The organism is Enterococcus sp. BWR-S5 (assembly GCF_016745255.1).
Lineage (GTDB): Bacteria > Bacillota > Bacilli > Lactobacillales > Enterococcaceae > Enterococcus_L.
This window is the reverse complement of record NZ_JADOEQ010000003.1, coordinates 243244-264002: the sequence shown is the minus strand read 5'-3', so window position 1 is coordinate 264002 and position 20759 is coordinate 243244. Positions and strand designations below refer to the sequence as shown.

General features: G+C 39.3%; 20 protein-coding genes. 18 read left to right on the top strand and 2 right to left on the bottom strand.

The window, feature by feature from the left end; all coding sequences use genetic code 11:
• Positions 1-53: 53 nt before the first annotated feature.
• Entirely contained in the window at positions 54-2366 is a 2313-nt protein-coding gene (gene recJ / locus IW510_RS06045; RefSeq protein ID WP_202057829.1) for a single-stranded-DNA-specific exonuclease RecJ, read from the top strand.
• 1 nt (position 2367) lies between these two features.
• On the top strand, positions 2368-2880 hold the full coding sequence (locus IW510_RS06040) for an adenine phosphoribosyltransferase (protein WP_202057828.1): 513 nt from the start codon (positions 2368-2370) through the stop codon (positions 2878-2880).
• A 315-nt stretch (positions 2881-3195) separates the two neighbouring features.
• Here the strand turns inward: IW510_RS06040 and IW510_RS06035 are convergent, their stop codons facing one another.
• Positions 3196-3396 (bottom strand): hypothetical protein, encoded by a 201-nt coding sequence (locus IW510_RS06035; RefSeq protein ID WP_202057826.1) that lies wholly within the window; start codon positions 3394-3396, stop codon positions 3196-3198.
• Positions 3397-3730: 334 nt separating this feature from the next.
• Between IW510_RS06035 and galE the strand changes: the two genes are divergently transcribed.
• Positions 3731-4762: a UDP-glucose 4-epimerase GalE gene (galE, locus tag IW510_RS06030; RefSeq protein WP_202057825.1), complete on the top strand. Its 1032-nt coding sequence runs from the start codon at positions 3731-3733 to the stop codon at positions 4760-4762.
• A 110-nt stretch (positions 4763-4872) separates the two neighbouring features.
• Here the strand turns inward: galE and trhA are convergent, their stop codons facing one another.
• Positions 4873-5526 carry a PAQR family membrane homeostasis protein TrhA gene (trhA, locus tag IW510_RS06025; protein ID WP_202057823.1) on the bottom strand — a complete coding sequence of 218 codons (654 nt, stop codon included), beginning with the start codon at positions 5524-5526 and terminating at the stop codon, positions 4873-4875.
• Positions 5527-5658: 132 nt separating this feature from the next.
• Between trhA and IW510_RS06020 the strand changes: the two genes are divergently transcribed.
• The 15 genes from IW510_RS06020 to hslU all read left to right on the top strand — a co-directional run bounded on the left by IW510_RS06020 (position 5659) and on the right by hslU (position 20741).
• The gene (locus IW510_RS06020) at positions 5659-6501 is read left to right on the top strand and encodes a DegV family protein (protein ID WP_202057821.1); all 843 of its coding nucleotides are present in this window, start codon (positions 5659-5661) and stop codon (positions 6499-6501) included.
• 149 nt (positions 6502-6650) lie between these two features.
• Positions 6651-7538: an SGNH/GDSL hydrolase family protein gene (locus IW510_RS06015; protein ID WP_202057819.1), complete on the top strand. Its 888-nt coding sequence runs from the start codon at positions 6651-6653 to the stop codon at positions 7536-7538.
• A 1-nt stretch (position 7539) separates the two neighbouring features.
• Positions 7540-8247: a YpmS family protein gene (locus tag IW510_RS06010; RefSeq protein WP_202057818.1), complete on the top strand. Its 708-nt coding sequence runs from the start codon at positions 7540-7542 to the stop codon at positions 8245-8247.
• Positions 8248-8261: 14 nt separating this feature from the next.
• Positions 8262-8783, top strand: coding sequence for a peptide-methionine (S)-S-oxide reductase MsrA (gene msrA, locus IW510_RS06005; protein WP_202057816.1), 522 nt, complete (start codon positions 8262-8264; stop codon positions 8781-8783).
• A complete protein-coding gene (locus IW510_RS06000) occupies positions 8784-9002 on the top strand; it encodes a YozE family protein (protein ID WP_202057814.1) in 219 nt (72 codons plus the stop codon).
• 259 nt (positions 9003-9261) lie between these two features.
• Positions 9262-10686: a S41 family peptidase gene (locus tag IW510_RS05995; protein WP_202057813.1), complete on the top strand. Its 1425-nt coding sequence runs from the start codon at positions 9262-9264 to the stop codon at positions 10684-10686.
• Positions 10687-10755: 69 nt separating this feature from the next.
• Complete coding sequence (gene lepB, locus IW510_RS05990; RefSeq protein ID WP_202057811.1) at positions 10756-11307, top strand: signal peptidase I; 552 nt, start codon at positions 10756-10758, stop codon at positions 11305-11307.
• Between the two features lie 13 nt (positions 11308-11320).
• Positions 11321-12184: a ribosome biogenesis GTPase YlqF gene (gene ylqF / locus IW510_RS05985; RefSeq protein WP_202057809.1), complete on the top strand. Its 864-nt coding sequence runs from the start codon at positions 11321-11323 to the stop codon at positions 12182-12184.
• Positions 12174-12941: a ribonuclease HII gene (locus IW510_RS05980; RefSeq protein WP_202057808.1), complete on the top strand. Its 768-nt coding sequence runs from the start codon at positions 12174-12176 to the stop codon at positions 12939-12941. Before ylqF ends, IW510_RS05980 begins: the two co-directional genes overlap by 11 nt.
• 70 nt (positions 12942-13011) lie before the next feature.
• Complete coding sequence (gene dprA, locus IW510_RS05975) at positions 13012-13887, top strand: DNA-processing protein DprA (protein WP_202057807.1); 876 nt, start codon at positions 13012-13014, stop codon at positions 13885-13887.
• 115 nt (positions 13888-14002) lie between these two features.
• Positions 14003-16081 carry a type I DNA topoisomerase gene (gene topA, locus IW510_RS05970; protein WP_202057803.1) on the top strand — a complete coding sequence of 693 codons (2079 nt, stop codon included), beginning with the start codon at positions 14003-14005 and terminating at the stop codon, positions 16079-16081.
• Positions 16082-16277: 196 nt separating this feature from the next.
• On the top strand, positions 16278-17591 hold the full coding sequence (gene trmFO, locus IW510_RS05965; RefSeq protein ID WP_202057802.1) for an FADH(2)-oxidizing methylenetetrahydrofolate--tRNA-(uracil(54)-C(5))-methyltransferase TrmFO: 1314 nt from the start codon (positions 16278-16280) through the stop codon (positions 17589-17591).
• Between the two features lie 262 nt (positions 17592-17853).
• A complete protein-coding gene (xerC, locus tag IW510_RS05960) occupies positions 17854-18753 on the top strand; it encodes a tyrosine recombinase XerC (RefSeq protein ID WP_202057800.1) in 900 nt (299 codons plus the stop codon).
• Between the two features lie 24 nt (positions 18754-18777).
• A complete protein-coding gene (gene hslV / locus IW510_RS05955) occupies positions 18778-19326 on the top strand; it encodes an ATP-dependent protease subunit HslV (RefSeq protein WP_202057798.1) in 549 nt (182 codons plus the stop codon).
• A gap of 14 nt (positions 19327-19340) precedes the next feature.
• Positions 19341-20741 carry an ATP-dependent protease ATPase subunit HslU gene (hslU, locus tag IW510_RS05950; protein ID WP_202057796.1) on the top strand — a complete coding sequence of 467 codons (1401 nt, stop codon included), beginning with the start codon at positions 19341-19343 and terminating at the stop codon, positions 20739-20741.
• Positions 20742-20759 lie beyond the last annotated feature (18 nt).

The window sequence follows — 20759 nt, the reverse complement described above, 5'->3', positions numbered from 1 at the left end:
ATCTTTAGTTTTTACCTTTGTTTTGTTATAATTACTTGGTTAGGAGTGACGATGTGAAAAAATCTAAATACATATGGAAATATCCAGATAATCCAACATTTTCTGATGAATTTCAAACATTATTAAATGAAAAAGATATCAGCCCTCTCATCGGTAAGCTTTTGTGGCAGCGGGGGATTCAGACCGCAGAACAACTTGACTTGTTTCTCACACCCACATTGGAAGCCCTGCATGATCCACAGCTGATTCATGATATGGCGAAGGCTGTAGAACGTATTCAACGAGCAGTCGAACAAGGAGAGCGAATCCTTGTTTATGGTGACTATGATGCTGATGGTATTACTAGTACAACAGTGATGAAAGAAGCAATAGAGTTAATTGGCGGAGAAGTAGAATATTTTCTTCCTAATCGTTTTATCCATGGCTATGGACCGAATCTTTCTGTCTTCAAAGAGAAAATTGACGAGGGGATTCAACTAATTGTAACAGTTGATAATGGTGTAGCAGGTCACGAAGCAGTCGCCTATGCACAAGAGCAGCAGGTAGATGTAATCATTACAGATCACCACGAATTACCTCAGGAATTACCTAAAGCTTTTGCCATTATCCATCCTAAGCATCCGGAAGGGACATACCCGTTTTCTGAACTTGCAGGAGTAGGTGTGGCATTCAAAGTGGCTACAGCTCTTTTAGGAGAAGTTCCGGTAGAATTTTTGGATTTAGTTGCCATTGGAACGATTGCCGACTTAGTATCCTTGACTGGAGAAAACCGCACATTGGTTCAGCTTGGATTAAAAATGATTCAGACGGGTGACCGTATAGGACTGGACGCATTGGTTCAATCTGCCGGCTTAAAAAAGGATGGACTTTCAGAGGAAAATGTCGGTTTTGCAATTGGACCAAGACTGAATGCTTTAGGACGATTGGGTGAAGCAGCACCAGGTGTTGAGCTGATGACCACCTTTGATGAGGAACAGGCGATGGAAATTGCAGCGTTTATTGAAGAGACGAATAATGAACGCAAGAATATTGTTGATACAATCACCACTGAGGCTTTTGCTATGCTGAATCCTGATGCATCCATTCATGTATTGGCGCAAAAAGGGTGGCACGAGGGAGTCTTAGGAATTGTAGCCGGGCGAATTATGCAGGAAACAGGTAAGCCTGCCATTGTTTTAACCATCGATGAAGCTGGAGAGTCTGCCAAGGGCTCAGGAAGAAGTGTTTCTGCATTGAATTTGTATGATGCGTTGAACGAAGTGCGAGATTTGTTCACTCATTTTGGTGGACATCATATGGCAGCCGGAATGACTCTGCCTGTGGAGAATATCGAAAAGGTTCGAGAGCATTTAGACACGTATGTTGAGCGAAATCAATTAGACCTTTCACAAGGACAGGAGCTGATTATTGATGAGGTCTTAACCATTGAGGAGACCACTATTCCATTTATCAATCAGCTAAAATTGCTTGCTCCTTTTGGAACAGATAATCCAATGCCTAGTTTTGCATACAAGCAGGTGCAAGCTGTTCAGGTTCGACAGATTGGTGCAGCACAAAATCACCTAAAATTACAGCTGACAGATGGCTCCGCTAATTTAGATGTTATCGCTTTTCAGATGGGGAAAGAAGCCAAAGAGTTTTCAGATATTCCCTGCAACATTGCCGGTAAATTATCCATCAATGAGTGGAACGGGAATAAAAAACCGCAATTGATGGCGGAGGATTATGCAATCGAAGAACTGCAGCTGTTTGATCTTCGTGGGAAATCAAATCAACAACAGGAAATTCCTCAGGAAAATACCCTGTTTGTCTATTTTCAAAAAGAAAGTTTCAAATGGATAGAGAAAGAGCAGGCAAAAGGGATTCACTTTACATCAATGGAACAGTTTTCTATTGAAACACAAGGCACATCTATCGAACAGCTTGTATTTGTCGATTGTCCTGATGACATTATTGAGATGAAGCAGCTGGTTGCTCAAACAGAGGTCAGCCGAATTTATATCATGGGGCTGTCAACTGACGAAGCTTACCTGAATGGAATGGGCACAAGGGAACAGTATTCAAAGCTCTATGCCTTGATTCGCAAACAGGAAAGCATTGACATCCGTTATAAGCTGAAAACTGTCGCTCAGTATCTAAATATTCAAGAAAAGCTATTAATTTTTATGATTCAGGTGTTTTTTGATTTAGGATTTGTTACAATAGAAGACGGTGTTTTAAGAAATGTAAATAACCCTGAAAATCATCCGCTGACAGAGAGCGCAGTATATCAAAAGCGTTTGAAAAGGATAAAGGTCGAAGAATTTTTATTATATAGTGACCGTAAAGTCTTACTGCAGTGGCTGTTGAATGAGGAGGAAAAGTAACATGAATTTGAAAGATTATATTGCCAGCATACCTGATTATCCTGAAAAAGGAATCGTCTTCCGAGATATTTCACCTTTAATGGCAAACGGAGATGCTTACCGTGAAGCAACAAAACAAATTGTTGATTATGCAAAAGAAAAAAGAATTGATATGGTTGTCGGACCGGAAGCGCGTGGCTTTATTGTAGGCTGTCCAGTTGCTTATGAGTTGGGTGTTGGTTTTGCACCAGTTCGTAAGAAAGGAAAACTACCTCGTGAAACAATCGAAGTAACCTATGATTTGGAATACGGTACCGATACATTGACGATTCATAAAGATGCGATTTTACCAGGTCAGAGAGTGCTGATTTGTGATGATTTATTGGCTACAGGCGGAACCATCCAAGCAACGACTCAATTAGTTGAAGAGTTAGGTGGCGTAGTGGTTGGCTGTGCCTTCCTTATTGAGTTACTTGATTTACATGGAAGAGACAAGATTTCTAATTATGAAATCGTTACTTTGATGGATTACTAAAAATAAGAGAGTTTGAGACTGAATATAGGGTCTCAAACTCTCTTTTTCTTCTGAAGCAGTCTTCAAACAAAAAGCCGGAAATTCACAAAAATTTGTGAATTTCCGGCTTTTGCTTAAAACGATTGCGATTGTTTAATAAATAAGCAAAGAAGAGAATAGGAAATGCTCACTTGATGCTTAAACGAATCATTATGTTCACAACCTCTTTATTTAAATAGGATTGAAGCAATCAGAGCAAAGCAGCTTTATGCCGACAGGGGGCTGTCAGGGTGATAAAGTATTCCAGCTAATGCATCTAATGCTCAATCAAGCGGATTATTGATATTTCCGATAGACAGTATAGTGTTCTTCCTGTCTTCTTCGTTGCTGGCTATAACGCTTTTCATCCCAAAGCATAAACCATATGATAAATAGTGGGCCGACGATCAGCAATGCAGATTTTAAGCCCAACGTACCTAGAAAAATACCAATAAATAAAACAAAGAATATGAACCCGCCGCGACGTACTGATTTCATTTTCATCACCTCACAAAATGATCGAACATTTGTTCGTAATAGTATTATACGAATATTTGTTCGCTTTGTAAAGTAGAAACTTTCTTTTTTTATATCTAAAGAACAATTGAAGAGAACATTCGTACTGTTTATCGGCTTAACGCTAAATTCTATTTCTGTTAAGAAATGCATTGATAGTATTCAAACTATCTCACGAACTAGAATTTCTTTGCTTTAACTATGAGATATCTCCTAGTGGTAAACATGACAATTCTTATAAACTGTTTTCTAACGAATAATTTTAAGAGTTAGAAACTATAAGGGAATATAAAACACAAGAAATGGGGAATGAATCATGACAGCAATTTTAGTTGCAGGTGGTGCCGGCTATGTCGGTTCACATACAGTAGTTAAGCTATTAGAGAAAAATCAAAAAGTAATTATTGCAGATGATTTCAGTCATTCAAATCTAGCAGTAATTTCGGCAATCCAAGCAATTACAGGGCAATCTGTCAAAAGCTATCGTGCTGACCTCACTCAGCTTGAGGAGGTTAAAAAAATCTTTGATGAAAATGAGATTTCCGGAGTCATTAATCTGGCAGGGTACAAGTCGGTTGGAGAATCGTCACAAATGCCCTTACACTACTATCGGAATAATTTGGAAATAATGCTAAACTTGCTAACTGTTATGGAGGAGTATGATGTTTACCGTCTGGTATTCAGTTCATCGGCAACCGTTTATGGCAATCCGAAAGAGTTACCCGTCAAAGAATCAGCGCAACGAAAGCCTACGAACACCTACGGTAGAACAAAGGTAATGATTGAACAAATTCTTCAGGATTTGGCTGAATCAGATAGTCGATGGAGGTTCATTTCTCTGCGGTTCTTTAATCCGCTTGGGGCACACAAAAGCAGCAATTTAGGAGAAGACCCTAATGGCTTACCTAATAATCTAGCTCCCTATATTACACAGGTAGCTATTGGAAAGCTTCCGAAGCTGCAAATTTATGGACATGACTTTCCTACACCAGATGGAACGAGTGTCAGAGATTATCTTCATATTGACGATTTAGCAGCAGGTCATGTTGCGGCGATGAACAACCTATTGGATTCTCAGGATGAAACATCTCGCTTTGAAGCAATCAACTTAGGTAGCGGAAAGGGATATTCTGTTTTGGAAATTTTACAAGCCTTCGAAGAAGCCATTGGGAAGAAAATACCCTTTGACTATACAGAGAAGCGACTGGGAGATACAGCTGAATCGTTTGCTTCTATTGAAAAAGCAAAGAGAGTTCTTGACTGGGTTCCAACTTACACAATTGAAGAAATGTGTCAGGATACTTGGCACTGGCAATTGAAGCATCCAAACGGCTATGACAATGAGTAGCTACATTTCGTCGTTCAAGTTTGAAAAATGAAGCATGACTTTGGAATGTAATCCAATCTCATGCTTTATTTTCTTCTATTTACATAGTACATTTTAGTTTCAGAAAAGACTTATGTGAAAAATAAAATTGAAAAATACATAAATGCTGCGCCGGCCATAACAAAGAGATGCCAGACTACATGCATAAAGCGAACACCTTTTAAACTATAGAAAAGTGCGCCCAATGTATAAGCAACACCACCTGCGACTAATAGAGATAAACCAGTTAGGCTCAGGCTGTCGTATAATGGCTTTGCAGCAATCAGGCAAAGCCAGCCCATAATGATGTAGATAATTGTGGAGGCATGCTTTACAGTATCCTGCTTATGCAAAGTCACAGATTTATAAACAATGCCGAAAATCGCCATTGCCCAAATCAAGCCAAACAGTGTCCAACCCAACCAGCCATTTACGCTTAACAGACAGTAAGGTGTATAGCTTCCTGCAATCAACAAGAAAATGGAGCTGTGGTCAAATACCTGAAAGACTTTTTTTGCTTTGGTAAAAATCAGACTATGAAACAATGTAGAGGACAGAAAGAGCAGAACCAACATTGAGCCATATAGTGCATAAGAAACAACATGTAGCGCTGATCCCGTGTGAGCTCCCTTAACCAATAGTACAACTAGACCTGCCACACTTAAGCCAAAGCCGATGCCATGGGTCACAGCATTCAAGACTTCATTTAGAATCAAATATTTACGGGAAAATTCAGCTTTTTCCAAGAAATCAACTTCCTTCTATTTTAATTTGATGAAAAATTTTTTTCGGTCTGTTATACTATATCCATAACCTAAACCATGTATATTCATTCTATCATGAATAGAGGTTGTTTTTAAAGAAAGAGTGGTTAATTTATGACAAATGTAAAGATTGTAACAGATTCTTCTTGTACAATGAGAAAAGAAGTACGGGATGATTTGACTATTCATATGATACCCTTATCCGTAATGATTGATGGTGTTGTTTATCCGGATGACGATCATTTGGATGGTGAACGCTTCATGGCGATGATGGATACTGCCAAAGCACTGCCTAAAACCAGCCAACCACCAATTGGAGAGTTCGTTGAGCTTTATGATGAGCTTGGAAAAGACGGTAGTGAGATTATTTCTATCCACATGACTAAAGCGCTCAGCGGTACTGTTGAGGCTGCTAGACAAGCAGGAAATTTAAGTACGAGTAAAGTAACTGTTATTGATAGTGACTTCACGGATCAAGGACTTTCTTTCCAAGTAATTGCTGCGGCGAAGATGGCTAAAGAAGGCGCGAGTGCGGAAGAAATCTTAGCAGAAATTCAAAAAATTAAAGAAAACACAAAACTTTATATTGGTATTTCGACACTAGATAACTTGGTTAAAGGCGGAAGAATCAGTCGAGCGACAGGCTTGCTTTCCAATATATTTAATATGAAAGTTGTTATGGACTTTGACCATACAGAATTGATTCCAGTTGTCAAAGGACGTGGAGCTAAAACATTTAACAAGTGGTTTGATGAACTAAAATCAGAATTGGAAAAAATTTCCAATATTAGACAAATCGGTATTTCTCATGCGGAGGGTCTGGAGCTGGCAAACTACTTTAAGGACGGATTGCAAAAACTGTTTCCTGATATGGATATTCCTGTGTTGCATACGAATCCTGTTATTGCTACACATACCGGAAAAGGTGCATTTGCAATTATGTACTATACAAATTAAGCAGCATGAATGGGGTGGGACTTAATCGAAATGGTTAATGTCCCACCCTTTGAGTTACAAAAAGGAGCGGCAGATTGATTCCGGTGTATAATCATCTCAGGTAATTTTTGGTTTATAGTCCTGGAGCCTTTCAAAGAAAGAGGGATAAAATGAGACAGTTGATTCACAAGAAATGGGTAATGCTTTTACTTCCTTTCGCAACAGCACTATTGACACTATTATTGCTGCTGCTTCTGATTCCTAAGGCACAACCTTATTTTAATACTCAAAATGTAAAAGACACGAACAAAAATAACAAAGAATTAGTTAAATATGTGGCTATTGGCGATTCTCTGACTGAGGGCGTAGGAGATTTAACTAATTCAGGCGGCTTTATTCCTATAGTCGCAAAAGATATTCAAGAAAAGTTTCAGCTAAATGCTGTGGAAATTGAGAACTTTGGAAAGAACGGTGACCGAAGTGATCAGATTTTGAAGCGTATCAAGAAAAGTGAAGACATCCAAAAACAACTTGGTGAAGCAGATATGATTACCTTAACTGTTGGCGGAAATGATTTGATGAAAGTCATCAAAGGTGATGTGTTCAAACTGACTATTGATTCATTTGACAAGCCATTGGCAAGCTATCAAAAGCAGATGACTTCGTTGCTGGATGAAATTCGCAAGTATAATGAAGAAGCACCTGTCTATGTTCTTGGCATCTACAATCCCTTCTATTTATATTTCCCGGAAATCACCGAGATGCAACAGATTGTTACTAATTGGAATGCAGGAACAGAGGCTGTCGTTGATGAGCAGGAGAAGATGTACTTCATACCTATTAATGACCTTCTTTATAAAGGGGTAGATGGTGATGTTGGTATCACCGGCTCTGAAGAAGATGATACAGGTTCGGAAGATGCGGTAACAAACAATGCTATTTATGAAGAAGATCATTTTCATCCTAATAATCTTGGGTATCAGCTTATGGCAAATGCTGTTCGACAAAAAATGATTGAAACAAAGGATGACTGGTTGAAAAAAGGAGCGAATGAGTAGAATGGCAGAAGAAACAGAAAAACAGCAGCCTGAAAAAAAGAGAAAAAGAAACAAACAGCTAAAGAATGACAGTACAGGAAAAAAAATAAATCCATGGAAAATTGCTTTTTTAGCAATAATTGGTGTATTAGCAGGCATTGTTCTATTTATCGGTATTAGAGTCACTCAGGTAAGGGAACCAGATTTTGATTCTTCAAAGGCTGTCCAAAGAAGTGGAAATCCTGTATTGACAATTCAATCCAATAAACAGCAAATCAATGAACTGATTGATTTCTACTTAGAGGATTTCCAAAAAGGGTCTGAGGTTACCTATGATTTTTATTTGGAAAACGAAGCGATGTTGACAGGAAGCTTCAAAATATTGGGACATCCGATTCAGTTCAACCTGTACTTCGATCCCTATGTGATGGACGACGGCAATGTTCAGTTAAAGGCAAAGAGTCTTTCAATCGGAACATTGGGCTTGCCTATCAGAGACATTTTAGCGTCTGTTCAAAGAGATTATAAGCTGCCTGAATGGGTAGAGGTAATGCCGGAAGAAAAATATATTTTACTCCGCTTGGATAAATTCCAGATGCAAAATGGTTTGTTTATTCGTGCAGATAAGATTAATCTGATTGACGATGATATCAGAGTAAGTATTTATCTACCGGAAGAAGCGACAAGTAATAGTTCTGAAACGACTGAAACAAGTTCGTCAGAAAACTAGAGAGGGGATAAAAAATGAAGGAAACAGCAATCTTTGCCGGAGGCTGCTTTTGGTGTATGATACAGCCTTTTGATCAGCAGCCGGGAATATACTCCGTAACCTCCGGTTATACTGGCGGACATGTGCCAAACCCAACCTATGAACAGGTTAAGAGTCACTCTACAGGTCATACTGAAGCAGTAGCGATAGAATTTGATCCCACAATTATCTCTTATGAGCAGCTAGTAGAAATTTATTGGCAGCAAACGGACCCAACAGATGCTTTAGGTCAGTTTGAAGATCGAGGAGACAATTACCGACCGGTTATCTTCTATCAAAATGAACAGCAGAGAATGGTAGCTGCAGCAAGTAAGAAAGCGTTGGAAGACAGTGGTCGATTTAAAGAGCCGATTGTGACTCAAATTGAGCCGGCAGCAGATTTTTATCCTGCCGAAGAGTATCATCAGGATTTCTATAAGAAGGACCCGGAGCGCTATGAAGATGCTCATCAGATTCGAGAAGAATTTCTAAAAGAAAATTGGGAGCGTACATTATAAATGAGAAGAAGCTTTTATCACTACTTGGTTACATTGAAAGGTCCCACTGCAGATGTAGAGACGCAATTTGCAAATGAAGCAGCAAAGGATATTCGTTTTCCTAAGCAGTCGGAAGATTATCATGAGTTATCCAGCTATTTGGAAATGGAGGTTAATTACCTGCCGACAATGGCTGTTTTTGACGATTTGTGGGAGAAATACTTGGAAAACAATCGATAATAATGAAGAAGAGATTTTCTGAATCAGAAGTTAGCTGGAAATTAGTGCATAGGCACTGGTTTTTTGAAAGGTAACTCTGAGCAAGAAGTCTCTTTTTTTTTGATTGCTCCCGCTGAAAGCAGTTTTTAGAAATCAGATGTAATGAGATGTTTTCATTAGTTAATACTTTTCTCAGACCTCTTTTTTCATCTCGTTTTTCATGGTAAACTATAGTGATTGACACCAGTTTTCACAAACAGGTAGAGAGAGGATAAAATACATGAAAAAGCAGCATCGGGTTCCATATTATCAATATATCATTTCAATCATTTGTACAGCAGTGATTGTTGGCGGAGGCAGTTATACATACTTTAATTATAAATACAATTCTTACATTTCCAGTCAGACGCATGAAGTGTCGGAGCTAAAAGAAGTCCATGAACTGTATGACGATATTTTGACAAGCTATGTCGGTAAAGTTGATCGTTCAGAACTGGTGGAAGGGGCACTCAAAGGAATGATGGATTCATTGGATGATCCTCACTCAGCCTATCTGAAGGAAGAAGAATCTTCTGAGCTAAACGATGAAGTATCCGGCAGCTTTGAGGGAATTGGCGCCACTTTGGGAAAGAAAGACAAACAACTGAAGGTCATGGAAGCACCAATAGAAGGTTCACCGGCTGAAAAGGGTGGTCTGAAAGTAAATGATACCATTTTGAAAATTGATGACCAGCCAGTTGAAGAGGAGACACTAACTGAATCCGTGAAGAGAATACGAGGTAAGAAGGGCAGCAAGGTACAGTTGAAAATTGATAGAGAAGGGGAGACCTTTGATGTTGTCTTAACCAGAGATACTATTCCTTTGACAACCGTCAGTGCTTCTCTTGATACAAATCCTAAAATTGGAAATATTCGAATTTCTTCTTTTGGCGGTAAAACCTTTGACGAGCTAAAAACAGCAGTCAAGGAGTTACGAGAAGAAGGGGCAGAGTCTTTCGTGATTGACCTTAGACAAAATCCGGGTGGGTTGCTGGATCAGGTAGAAAAAATGGCCAGTATGTTCTTGAAGGATGGCGATGTGATTGTTCAGTTTGAAGATAAAGATAAAAATATGCTGGAACACACAGCTTCGTCTAAGTTAGATGGTGGATTTAAAGTAACAGAACCAGTAGTGGTCCTTGTAGATGGTGGTAGTGCCAGTGCCTCAGAGATATTTGCGGCGGCATTGAAGGAATCAGCAAACATAGACATTGTAGGAACACAGACTTACGGAAAAGGCACCGTTCAGACAGTCAAAAACATTGGTGAAAAAACTAGTATGAAGCTATCTATTCTGAAATGGCTGACACCTGACGGAAATTGGATTCATGAAGAAGGTCTTGCACCGACTATTCAAGCGGATTATCCGGAATATGCCTACCTGTCACCCATTTCAAGAAGCCATGTATTGCAGAATGGAGAAGATTCAGAAGTAATTACAAACTTGAATAAAATGCTGAAAGCTCTAGATTTTAATGTAGATGAAACCTCTATTTTTGATAGTAAAACACAGCTGGCAATCGAGGCGCTTCAAAGTGATCAGGGATTACCAATTACCGGACAGGTGGATGATCAGACAGCAGCAAAAATCGAAGGTCTTTTAAGAATAAAAATTCAAGAAACCGATCCTGCTTATAACAAAGCAATTGACTTATTGTCCAAGTAAGATAACAGCTCCATTGTTAGTGAATGTTGAAAAAATTTCGTTATATTATTGATGGAAGTAGGGAAAAAAATGGAAAAAAAGAGGAAATATATCGGATATTTTATGTCTTTTATAAAATTACTGATTCCCTCTCTCGTTCTATTATTTATTATAAGGGGATTCATTTTAATCCCGGTACCAATAGATGGCAGCTCAATGGAAAAAAACCTTAGCCAAGGAGACATGGTACTGATGGAAAAATATACATCAATTAAACGCTTTGATGTTGTTGTTTTCCAATTACCAGATGGCGAAATCTACGTGAAGAGGGTCATTGGACTTCCCGGAGATTCGGTTCGCTTTGAAGATGACCAGCTATACATTAATGGGGAGAAGGTTGCTGAACCCTTCCTAAAAAATAACAAGTTGAAGCAGTATGACAATAAACCCTATACAACAAATTTTGATCTTTCCGATTTAATCAATCAGGACAAATTAGATAAGGATAGCTACTTTGTCTTGGGAGATAATCGACGCATGTCTAAGGACAGTCGTTCGTTTGGTGCGGTCGAAAGTAAATATATCATCGGTAAAGCAAGAATTGTATATTATCCATTAAAACATATAAAAATTATTAATTAGATAGGTGAATGAAATGACAATACAATGGTTCCCCGGTCATATGGCCAAAGCACGAAGAGAAGTATCGGAAAAGATAAAGTTTGTAGATATTGTTTTTGAATTAGTTGATGCCAGACTTCCGTTATCATCAAGAAATCCTATGATGGATCAAATTGTTCAGCAAAAACCTCGCTTGGTTCTGTTGAATAAGGGCGATTTAGCTGACTCTGAGCAAAGTAAAAAATGGCAGGAATACTTCCAAAGCAAAGGATTTCACACCCTAATCATTAATTCACAACAAAGCTTGGGAACAAATAAGATTATCACAGAAGCTAAAAAAGCATTGAAGGAAAAAATTGAACGAGATAAACGAAGAGGAATTAAACCCAGAGCGATTCGAGCAATGTGCATCGGTATCCCGAATGTTGGGAAATCAACGCTAATGAATCGTCTTGTTGGGAAAAAAATTGCGCAGACTGGGAATAAACCAGGGGTAACAAAAGGGCAACAGTGGCTTAAATCAGGCAAAGAGCTTGAGCTTTTAGATACTCCTGGTATTTTGTGGCCTAAGTTTGAGGATCCGGAAATCGGAAAAAAACTGGCCTTAACTGGTGCAATTAAGGATCAGCTGCTGCATTTTGATGATTTAGCCATTTACGGTTTGGAATTTTTTGCTCGTTTTTACTCAGAGCGCTTAATGGAACGCTATCAGCTTTCGGAAGAAGAAATTTTTCTCCCTGCCGCTGAATTATTGATGCTCATCAGTAAAAAGCGCGGGTTCAAAGATGATTATGATCGAGCGAGTGAAATGATTGTTCAAGAGATTCGAAGCGGAAAGTTAGGCACATATACATTGGATCGTTGGGAAGAGTTAGGAGCAATTGAGGATGAAGCATGAGTCTATCAAAGAAATTAAGGAAGCGCTAAAGGATATTCATTCACATGATGATGCTCGGTTGTCTACTTGGGCAGCGGATGAGCGTTCAGGTGTTCAACAGGCTTTGAATCAATGGGAACGTAAAATGTTGAAGCTTGAGAAGGAAAAGGCGCTGCTGCAAAAACTTTCTATTTTTGAAAATGAAGCAAAGGCAGAAGGCTATCGACTGATTGCTGGAATTGACGAGGTTGGTCGTGGTCCGTTAGCTGGCCCAGTTGTTGCAGCAGCAGTGATTTTACCGGAGAATTGTGAGCTTCTAGGTGTCAATGACTCAAAACAGCTTTCCTTGAAAAAAAGAGAGGAACTATATGAACAAATTCAAACACATGCGATAGCTATCGGTGTCGGTGTTGTTGACCATCAGGAGATTGATAAGATAAATATTTATCAAGCAAGTAAAAAAGCGATGACTATTGCTGTTGAAGACTTGGAATTTGTACCGGACTATCTGCTAATTGATGCGATGGAGCTTGAGCTGAAGGTTCCTCAGAAAAAATTGATTAAAGGTGATGCTCGTTCTGTCTCAATCGCTGCTGCCAGCATCGTAGCAAAGGTGTGCAGAGACCGATTGATGGAGGATTATGCAAAGTTATTTCCAGGCTATGGTTTTGAGCGAAATGCCGGTTACGGCACAAAAGAGCATCTGGAAGGGATACAACAGAACGGGATTTGTCCGATTCATAGAAAAACGTTTGCCCCTATAAAAAATTTTTGCTAATAATAAAATGAAATCTACCTTCTTTTGCAAATACTACTATTAAGAGAGTATTTGAGAGGAAGGTTTTTTTATGGAACAGGAAATTAGAAATCTGTTGTTTTGCTTAGTAAACTGCCAAGGGATTGGCAACATTGGGATATTGAAGATTTTGCAATTTATTTTAGAGAAGGATTATTTAGATTTCACCAAAGAAGAGCTGATTAGGATTGCTGGAATCAGCACTTATGAAGCACGTTTTATTCATTCGTGGGAGCAGTGGCAGCAATCAAAGGAACAACTGGCTCTTTTTCAAGAACAGCACCAGTTTCTGACGATTCTCGATGAAGAATTTCCTATATATTTGAAGGAAATCTATAATTGTCCAGCAGTTCTCTTTTATCGAGGAGATATCGGGCTTTTAGCAAAAAAATCTGTTTCATTTGTTGGTGCAAGAAATGCTTCCCCCTATGGTTATCAGGTGGTTCGTGAATTTATCCCGCCTTTAGCAGCAGAAGAGGTTGTCATTGTCAGTGGTTTAGCAAAAGGAATAGATAGCTGTTGTCATGAGGAAGCCATCAAAAATAAGGGGAAAACAATAGCAGTCATCGGAACAGGTGTTGACCGCTGCTATCCAACAGAAGCAACCTTTTTACATAAGAAAATTGCTGAAGAGCATCTATTGCTTAGCGAGTATCCTAATGGAACGGCACCAAAAAGACATCATTTTCCAATGAGGAATCGCATTATTGCAGGCTTAAGCAGTGGTACATGTCTGATTGAAGCCGGAAAGAAGAGTGGTTCGTTGATTACAGCACAAGCAGCAATGGAGTATGGCAGAGATGTTTTTGCTGTGCCGGGGAATATTTTTCTTCCTCATTCTGAAGGTGGTCATATTCTGATTTCGCAAGGAGCTGTTTGTGCCTTTTCTCCCCAAGATATTTTGAACCAAATTAAATTTTTTTATTAGTTATCTATATCAATCCTTGACAAACACAAAATGAATAGATATGATGAACTACGATTTGTGAGTTTATACTGTATATATAGAAGGAACAGGAAATTTGAAAGGAGACGCACATTGAATGGCGTATAAATATCTAGTTATTGTGGAATCACCTGCAAAAGCTAAAACCATTGAAAAATATTTAGGTAGAAACTATAAAGTAGTTGCGAGTGTTGGTCATATCCGTGATTTACCAAAAAGTAAAATGGGAATTGATTTTGAAAATAATTATGAACCCCATTATATTTCTATACGAGGAAAAGGCGATATCATCAAAGGATTGAAGGCTGCAGCGAAAAAAGCAGACAAAGTTTATCTCGCAGCCGATCCGGATAGAGAAGGGGAAGCAATTGCTTGGCATCTTTCTCACTTACTGGGTTTAGATATCAATGATAAAAATCGAGTGGTTTTCAATGAAATTACCAAAGAGGCAGTAAAAGCTGCGTTTAAAGAGCCGCGTGCTATCAATCTTGATTTGGTGGATGCACAGCAAGCCCGACGTGTTCTGGATAGAATTGTAGGGTACTCAATTAGTCCAATTTTATGGAGAAAAGTGAAAAAAGGACTGAGTGCCGGACGTGTACAATCAGTTGCACTAAAAATCATTATCGATCGTGAACAGGAAATCAGAAAATTTGTTCCGGAAGAATACTGGAGCATTGACGGAAATTTCCAAAAAGGGAAAAAGAAATTCAAAGCTAATTTCTGGGGACTTGATGGCAAAAAGAAAAAACTGCCAAACCCTGCTGCAGTGAAAGAAGTAACTGATCGGATTGATGGGAAAGAATATGAAGTTGCCAAAGTGGAAAAAAAGGAACGCAAACGCAATCCTGCATTACCCTTCACAACTAGTAGTCTGCAACAGGAAGCAGCAAGAAAGCTGAATTTCCGTACCAGAAAAACCATGATGGTTGCACAGCAGCTTTATGAAGGAATCGCATTAGGAAAACAAGGAACTGTTGGTCTGATTACTTATATGCGTACCGATTCCACAAGACTTGCTGATTCGGCTAAGGCTGAAGCTGCACAATTTATCGAAGAAACTTACGGAAAAGAATACTCTGCACATGGTGGTAGAAAAGCGAAAAACGCTCAAGGAGCACAGGATGCCCATGAAGCGATTCGTCCATCCAGCGTGCTGCGGACTCCTGATGAGCTTAAGCAGTATCTTGATAAGGACCAATTGAAGCTGTATACGTTGATTTGGTCAAGAATGGTTGCCAGTCTTATGACGCCTGCTGTTTTAGATACAATGAAGGTTACGTTGAAACAGAATGGTGTAATCTTCATCGCCAATGGATCGAAAATAAAATTCAAAGGTTTTATGCAGGTCTATGTAGAAGGTCGCGATGACGGGAAAGAAGACAAGGAAAATATTCTTCCAGATATGGCTGAAGGAGACACTGTTCTAGCTGTAGATATTGAACCAAAACAACACTTTACACAACCTCCGGCTCGTTTTAGTGAAGCAACCTTAATCCGTACCTTAGAGGAAAATGGTGTTGGTCGCCCATCAACTTATGCGCCAACCTTAGAAACCATTCAACGTCGTTATTATGTCAAATTAACGAATAAACGCTTTGAGCCAACGGAACTTGGTGAAATCGTCAATGGTTTAATCGTTGAGTTCTTCCCGAGAATTGTTGATGTGCACTTTACAGCATCTATGGAAGGCGACCTTGACCATGTGGAAGAAGGCAAAGAAAAATGGATTGAGGTTATCGATCAGTTCTATCAGCCATTTGAGAAAGAGTTAGCTATTGCTGAAGAGAAAATAGAAAAAATCCAGATTAAGGATGAACCGGCAGGGTTTGATTGCGATATTTGTGGTCATCCAATGGTCATTAAGCTTGGGAAATATGGGAAATTTTATGCTTGCAGCAACTTTCCTGACTGTCGTAATACCAAACCAATTGTTAAGGAAATCGGTGTAACTTGTCCGGTTTGTCACGAAGGACAGGTTATCGAACGTAAGTCTAAGAAGAATCGTATTTTCTACGGCTGTAGTCGTTACCCTGATTGTGAATTTACTTCATGGGATAAACCAATTGGCAGAAACTGTCCGAAATGTAATGAATACCTTGTTGAGAAAAAGGTTAAGGGCGGGAAACAGGTCGTCTGTATCAACGGAGACTACGAAGAAAACGTGCAGAAATAGCACTTCGTTGAGTAGCGGATTTGCGTTTATAAAGAGCCGCTTACAAAATTATGTGCAGTTTGAGAGCTCCAGGATATACGTATAGGAGTACCGATAGCTGCACAAGCATAGCTGAAATGTTCGTACACAATATAAGACACGAGGTTGGGATGTTGACATCCCAACCTTCATACTTTTTGATGAAATGAGGATGGAAATGGTAAAAACAGTAACAGTAATTGGTGCCGGTCTTGCCGGAAGCGAAGCAGCTTGGCAAGTTGCACAAGCTGGAGTTCCCGTGACTCTCTATGAAATGCGCCCAGTGAAAAATACTCCAGCACATCAAACAGAAGAATTTGCTGAATTAGTGTGCTCAAATTCTCTTCGTGGGAATGGATTGACAAACGCTGTAGGTGTACTGAAAGAAGAAATGCGTCAACTGGATTCAATTATTATCGGCTCTGCTGATGAAACAGCGGTTCCTGCGGGTGGCGCTCTTGCAGTAGACCGCGAAAATTTTTCAAAAATGATTACAGAAAAAATCAAAAGCCATCCGTTGATTACTGTGAAGAATGAAGAGATTACAGAAATACCTGAAGGGATTACAATTCTTGCAACTGGACCGTTGACTTCAGAAAGTTTATCTGAAAAGATTAAGGAATTCAATGGCTCTGACGGGTTCTATTTCTATGATGCAGCAGCACCAATCATTGATCGCTCAACAATCGATATGGACAAAGTATATTTGAAATCTCGCTATGACAAAGGAGAAGCAGCTTATCTGAACTGCCCAATGTCTGAGGAAGAGTTCAATAAGTTTCACGAAGCATTAGTCAATGCAGAAGTTGTTCCTTTGAAAACCTTTGAAAAAGAAAAATTCTTTGAAGGCTGCATGCCAATCGAAGTGATGGCAAAACGAGGCATAAAAACAATGCTCTTTGGGCCAATGAAGCCTGTAGGATTGGAAGATCCTAAGACTGGCAAGCGTCCTTATGCAGTTATTCAGTTACGACAAGATAACGCTGCTGCTTCACTTTATAACATTGTTGGCTTCCAAACGCACTTGAAGTGGGGCGAACAAAAGAGAGTCTTCCAAATGATTCCGGGTCTTGAAAATGCCGAGTTTGTTCGTTATGGCGTGATGCATCGTAACAGCTTTATGAATTCTCCGGAATTGTTGCTTCCTACGTATCAATCCAAGCAAAGAGAAGACCTTTTCTTTGCGGGACAGATGACAGGAGTGGAAGGCTATGTTGAAAGTGCCGCCAGCGGATTATTAGCGGGGATTAACGCTGCACGACTTGCCAAGGATGAGGAGCCTGTTGTCTTACCGAGAGAAACTGCAATGGGAAGCATGGCTTACTACATTACACATGCGGAAGGGAAACACTTCCAGCCAATGAATGCCAACTTTGGTCTGTTCCCGGAAATGCCGAAGCGAATTAAAGATAAAAAAGAACGTTATGAAGCAATAGCTCAACGTGCTTTAACATCACAAAAAGAAGTAATTGCTGAATTAAAGCAAAAATAATAGCAAAGCCAAAGGGTATGAATTAAGGAACCCTTTGGCTTTTTTTGAGCAAACAGATCAATTTCAATGATGAAAATTGCCGGGAAAGCATAAAATGATTTTATAGAAAAAACCTGTATTCAGCATAAGATAACTTAAGTATTTTTAAGGAAAATGGTTGAATTGTGAACAAATTTAGAAATATTGATTAAATTCTGACAATTCGTTTGTTTTTTGAAATTCGTTATGCTACAGTTACAGTGTAATTACTGGAGGGGGTTTCATGGCAGAAAAAGATTGGCCGCAGTTGTTTTTCAATTACTTGATTGTTGAACGAGGCTACTCCGAAAAAACCAAAATTGCTTATGAAAATGATTTAAAGCATTTCATGGTATTTTTGAAAGAAACAGGCAACGAAGACTATTTATCTATTGACCATCTGGATGTCCGAACATACCTAGGTGAGCTTTATGACAAAGAGTATAGTCGAAATTCTGTTGGACGGAAAGTCGCAAGTTTGCGTTCTTTTTATCAATATCTTTTGAAAAATGAGCAGATAGAGGAAAATCCTTTTTCCTATGTTCATCTAAAAAAGAAACAGCAGCTATTGCCTCGATTTTTTTATGAAAAAGAGATGACTGCGCTTTTTGACAGCGCTCAGGGAGATAAGCCCTTGGAGCTAAGAAATCAAGCATTACTGGAAATACTATACAGTACAGGCATTCGTTTAAGCGAGTGTGCCAACTTAACGATTGAACGTGTTGATTTTGCTATGAGCACCTTGTTTATTACAGGAAAAGGGAACAAGGATCGATATGTACCTTTCGGATCGTTTGCAGCTGACACATTGGCTAACTATTTAGAGCATGGTCGAAAACCTTTAATGGAAAAATACGGAAAAGAACATCGTTATATTTTTGTCAATCATCGGGGAGACCCAATTACTCCGAGAGGTATTGAATATACGTTAAATCAGCTTATTAAGAAAAGCAGCTTAAATACTGATATTCATCCGCATATGCTTCGGCACACATTTGCAACACATTTGTTGAATAATGGGGCTGATATGCGAACAGTTCAAGAGTTATTAGGACATGCAAATCTATCAACAACACAGATTTATGCCCACGTAACCAGAGAAAGCTTACAAAAGAATTATCGAACATTTCATCCTCGTGCCTAATGAGGATTTCTAGGAGGAACAAACATGGTAGAATCACAATTTCATTCAACAACAATCTGTGCTGTCGAAAAAGACGGAAAATTTGCTATGGCCGGTGACGGTCAGGTAACAATGGGTGAATCAGTTGTTATGAAAGGCAGTGCGAAAAAGGTCCGCAGAATCTACAACGATGAAGTTGTGGTCGGTTTTGCCGGAAGTGTCGCAGATGCATTCACTTTAGAAGAAAAATTTGAAGGTAAACTTAACGAATATAATGGAAATCTAACAAGAGCTGCCGTTGAGCTGGCACAGGAATGGCGAACACAGCAGTCTATGCAAAAGCTTGAGGCGATGCTAATCGTTATGAATAAGAGTGAGATGCTTCTTGTTTCAGGAACAGGAGAGGTTATTACGCCGGATGATGGTATTTTGGCGATCGGTTCAGGCGGTAATTTTGCATTATCGGCTGCCCGTGCAATGAAGCAATATGGTGATAAGGAAATGCCGGCGAAGGAAATCGCTGAGAATGCATTAAATATCGCAGCTGATATTTGCGTCTTTACCAATCATAATATTATCGTAGAAGAATTATAAATGAGGGAATAACTATGAATGAATTAAATAAAACACCAAGAGAAATAGTCAAAGAATTAGATGAGTACATCATTGGACAAACCAGTGCAAAAAAATCTGTTGCTGTTGCCTTGCGAAATCGCTATCGTCGTATGCAGCTGGATGAACAAATGCAACAGGATGTGACACCGAAAAATCTATTAATGATTGGACCAACCGGTGTAGGTAAAACAGAAATTGCCCGACGACTGGCAAGTATTGTCAATGCGCCATTCATAAAAGTAGAAGCCACTAAATTTACAGAGGTAGGTTATGTGGGACGTGATGTCGAATCCATGGTCAGAGACCTTGTTGAGAATGCCATCAAAATCGTAGAGAAACAGCAATACAGCAGTGTTTACACGCAGGCTCTGAAACGTGCCAATGCACGCTTAGTAAAGGCTTTAGTACCAGGGATTAAAAAAGAACAAAAGCAATCAGGAAATCAGTTCGATCAAATGATGCGAATGTTCAATGCTCAGCAGCAAACAGATGAGCCTCAGGAAGAAGTAACTGAGGAAATCAAGGTTAATCGAAAAACTGTTTTGGATCAGCTGGAGCGTGGGTTACTCGATAAACGCGAGATAACGATTGAAATTGATGAACCGAAAAAGACAATGCCAGCAATGAATGCTGGTATGGAGCAAATGGGCATCGATTTAAACGAGACTTTAGGGGCTTTATCTCCTAAGAAAAAGGTTGAGCGCACAGTTTCTGTTAAGGAAGCACAGGAGCTGCTGGTCAGAGAAGAATCTGCCAAAATTGTCAATGATGCAGATATTCATAGCGAAGCAATCAAACTTGCAGAATCGAGCGGTATCATCTTTATTGATGAGTTTGATAAAATTACAACGAAGAATCAGCAGAATTCCGGAGAAGTTTCACGTGAAGGAGTTCAGCGCGATATTTTACCAATTGTTGAAGGCTCTCAGGTTAATACCAAGTATGGTGTGATTCAAACAGACCATATTCTGTTCATTGCTTCTGGGGCATTCCACTTGTCTAAGCCAAGTGACTTGATTCCTGAATTGCAAGGTCGTTTTCCAATACGTGTCGAGCTGGAAGACCTTACAGCTGAAGACTTTGTCCGTATTTTGACTGAGCCAAACAATGCCTTAATCAAACAGTATATTGCATTGATTGGTACTGAAAACGTAAAAGTCACCTTTACCCAAGAAGCAATTGAACGAATCGCAGCAATCGCTTTTGATGTAAACAGAGACACGGACAATATTGGTGCTAGAAGACTTCATACCATCTTAGAACGTCTATTAGAGGAGTTGTTATTTGAAGCACCGGATATGCAAATGGGTGAAATAACGATTACTGAAGCCTATGTGGATGAAAAACTGGACAACATAGCGAAAAATGAAGATTTAAGTCGTTACATCTTATAAAAGAAGAGGAGTACAAAA

What these genes read in the sequence shown, in the direction of transcription:
- IW510_RS06040 (WP_202057828.1), top strand. Translation starts at nt 2,368, where the DNA reads ATGAATTTGAAAGATTATATTGCCAGCATACCTGATTATCCTGAAAAA.
- IW510_RS06035 (WP_202057826.1), bottom strand. Translation starts at nt 3,396, where the DNA reads ATGAAATCAGTACGTCGCGGCGGGTTCATATTCTTTGTTTTATTTATT.
- galE (WP_202057825.1), top strand. Translation starts at nt 3,731, where the DNA reads ATGACAGCAATTTTAGTTGCAGGTGGTGCCGGCTATGTCGGTTCACAT.
- IW510_RS06020 (WP_202057821.1), top strand. Translation starts at nt 5,659, where the DNA reads ATGACAAATGTAAAGATTGTAACAGATTCTTCTTGTACAATGAGAAAA.
- IW510_RS06015 (WP_202057819.1), top strand. Translation starts at nt 6,651, where the DNA reads ATGAGACAGTTGATTCACAAGAAATGGGTAATGCTTTTACTTCCTTTC.
- IW510_RS06010 (WP_202057818.1), top strand. Translation starts at nt 7,540, where the DNA reads ATGGCAGAAGAAACAGAAAAACAGCAGCCTGAAAAAAAGAGAAAAAGA.
- msrA (WP_202057816.1), top strand. Translation starts at nt 8,262, where the DNA reads ATGAAGGAAACAGCAATCTTTGCCGGAGGCTGCTTTTGGTGTATGATA.
- IW510_RS06000 (WP_202057814.1), top strand. Translation starts at nt 8,784, where the DNA reads ATGAGAAGAAGCTTTTATCACTACTTGGTTACATTGAAAGGTCCCACT.
- IW510_RS05995 (WP_202057813.1), top strand. Translation starts at nt 9,262, where the DNA reads ATGAAAAAGCAGCATCGGGTTCCATATTATCAATATATCATTTCAATC.
- lepB (WP_202057811.1), top strand. Translation starts at nt 10,756, where the DNA reads ATGGAAAAAAAGAGGAAATATATCGGATATTTTATGTCTTTTATAAAA.
- ylqF (WP_202057809.1), top strand. Translation starts at nt 11,321, where the DNA reads ATGACAATACAATGGTTCCCCGGTCATATGGCCAAAGCACGAAGAGAA.
- IW510_RS05980 (WP_202057808.1), top strand. Translation starts at nt 12,174, where the DNA reads ATGAAGCATGAGTCTATCAAAGAAATTAAGGAAGCGCTAAAGGATATT.
- dprA (WP_202057807.1), top strand. Translation starts at nt 13,012, where the DNA reads ATGGAACAGGAAATTAGAAATCTGTTGTTTTGCTTAGTAAACTGCCAA.
- topA (WP_202057803.1), top strand. Translation starts at nt 14,003, where the DNA reads ATGGCGTATAAATATCTAGTTATTGTGGAATCACCTGCAAAAGCTAAA.
- trmFO (WP_202057802.1), top strand. Translation starts at nt 16,278, where the DNA reads ATGGTAAAAACAGTAACAGTAATTGGTGCCGGTCTTGCCGGAAGCGAA.
- xerC (WP_202057800.1), top strand. Translation starts at nt 17,854, where the DNA reads ATGGCAGAAAAAGATTGGCCGCAGTTGTTTTTCAATTACTTGATTGTT.
- hslV (WP_202057798.1), top strand. Translation starts at nt 18,778, where the DNA reads ATGGTAGAATCACAATTTCATTCAACAACAATCTGTGCTGTCGAAAAA.
- hslU (WP_202057796.1), top strand. Translation starts at nt 19,341, where the DNA reads ATGAATGAATTAAATAAAACACCAAGAGAAATAGTCAAAGAATTAGAT.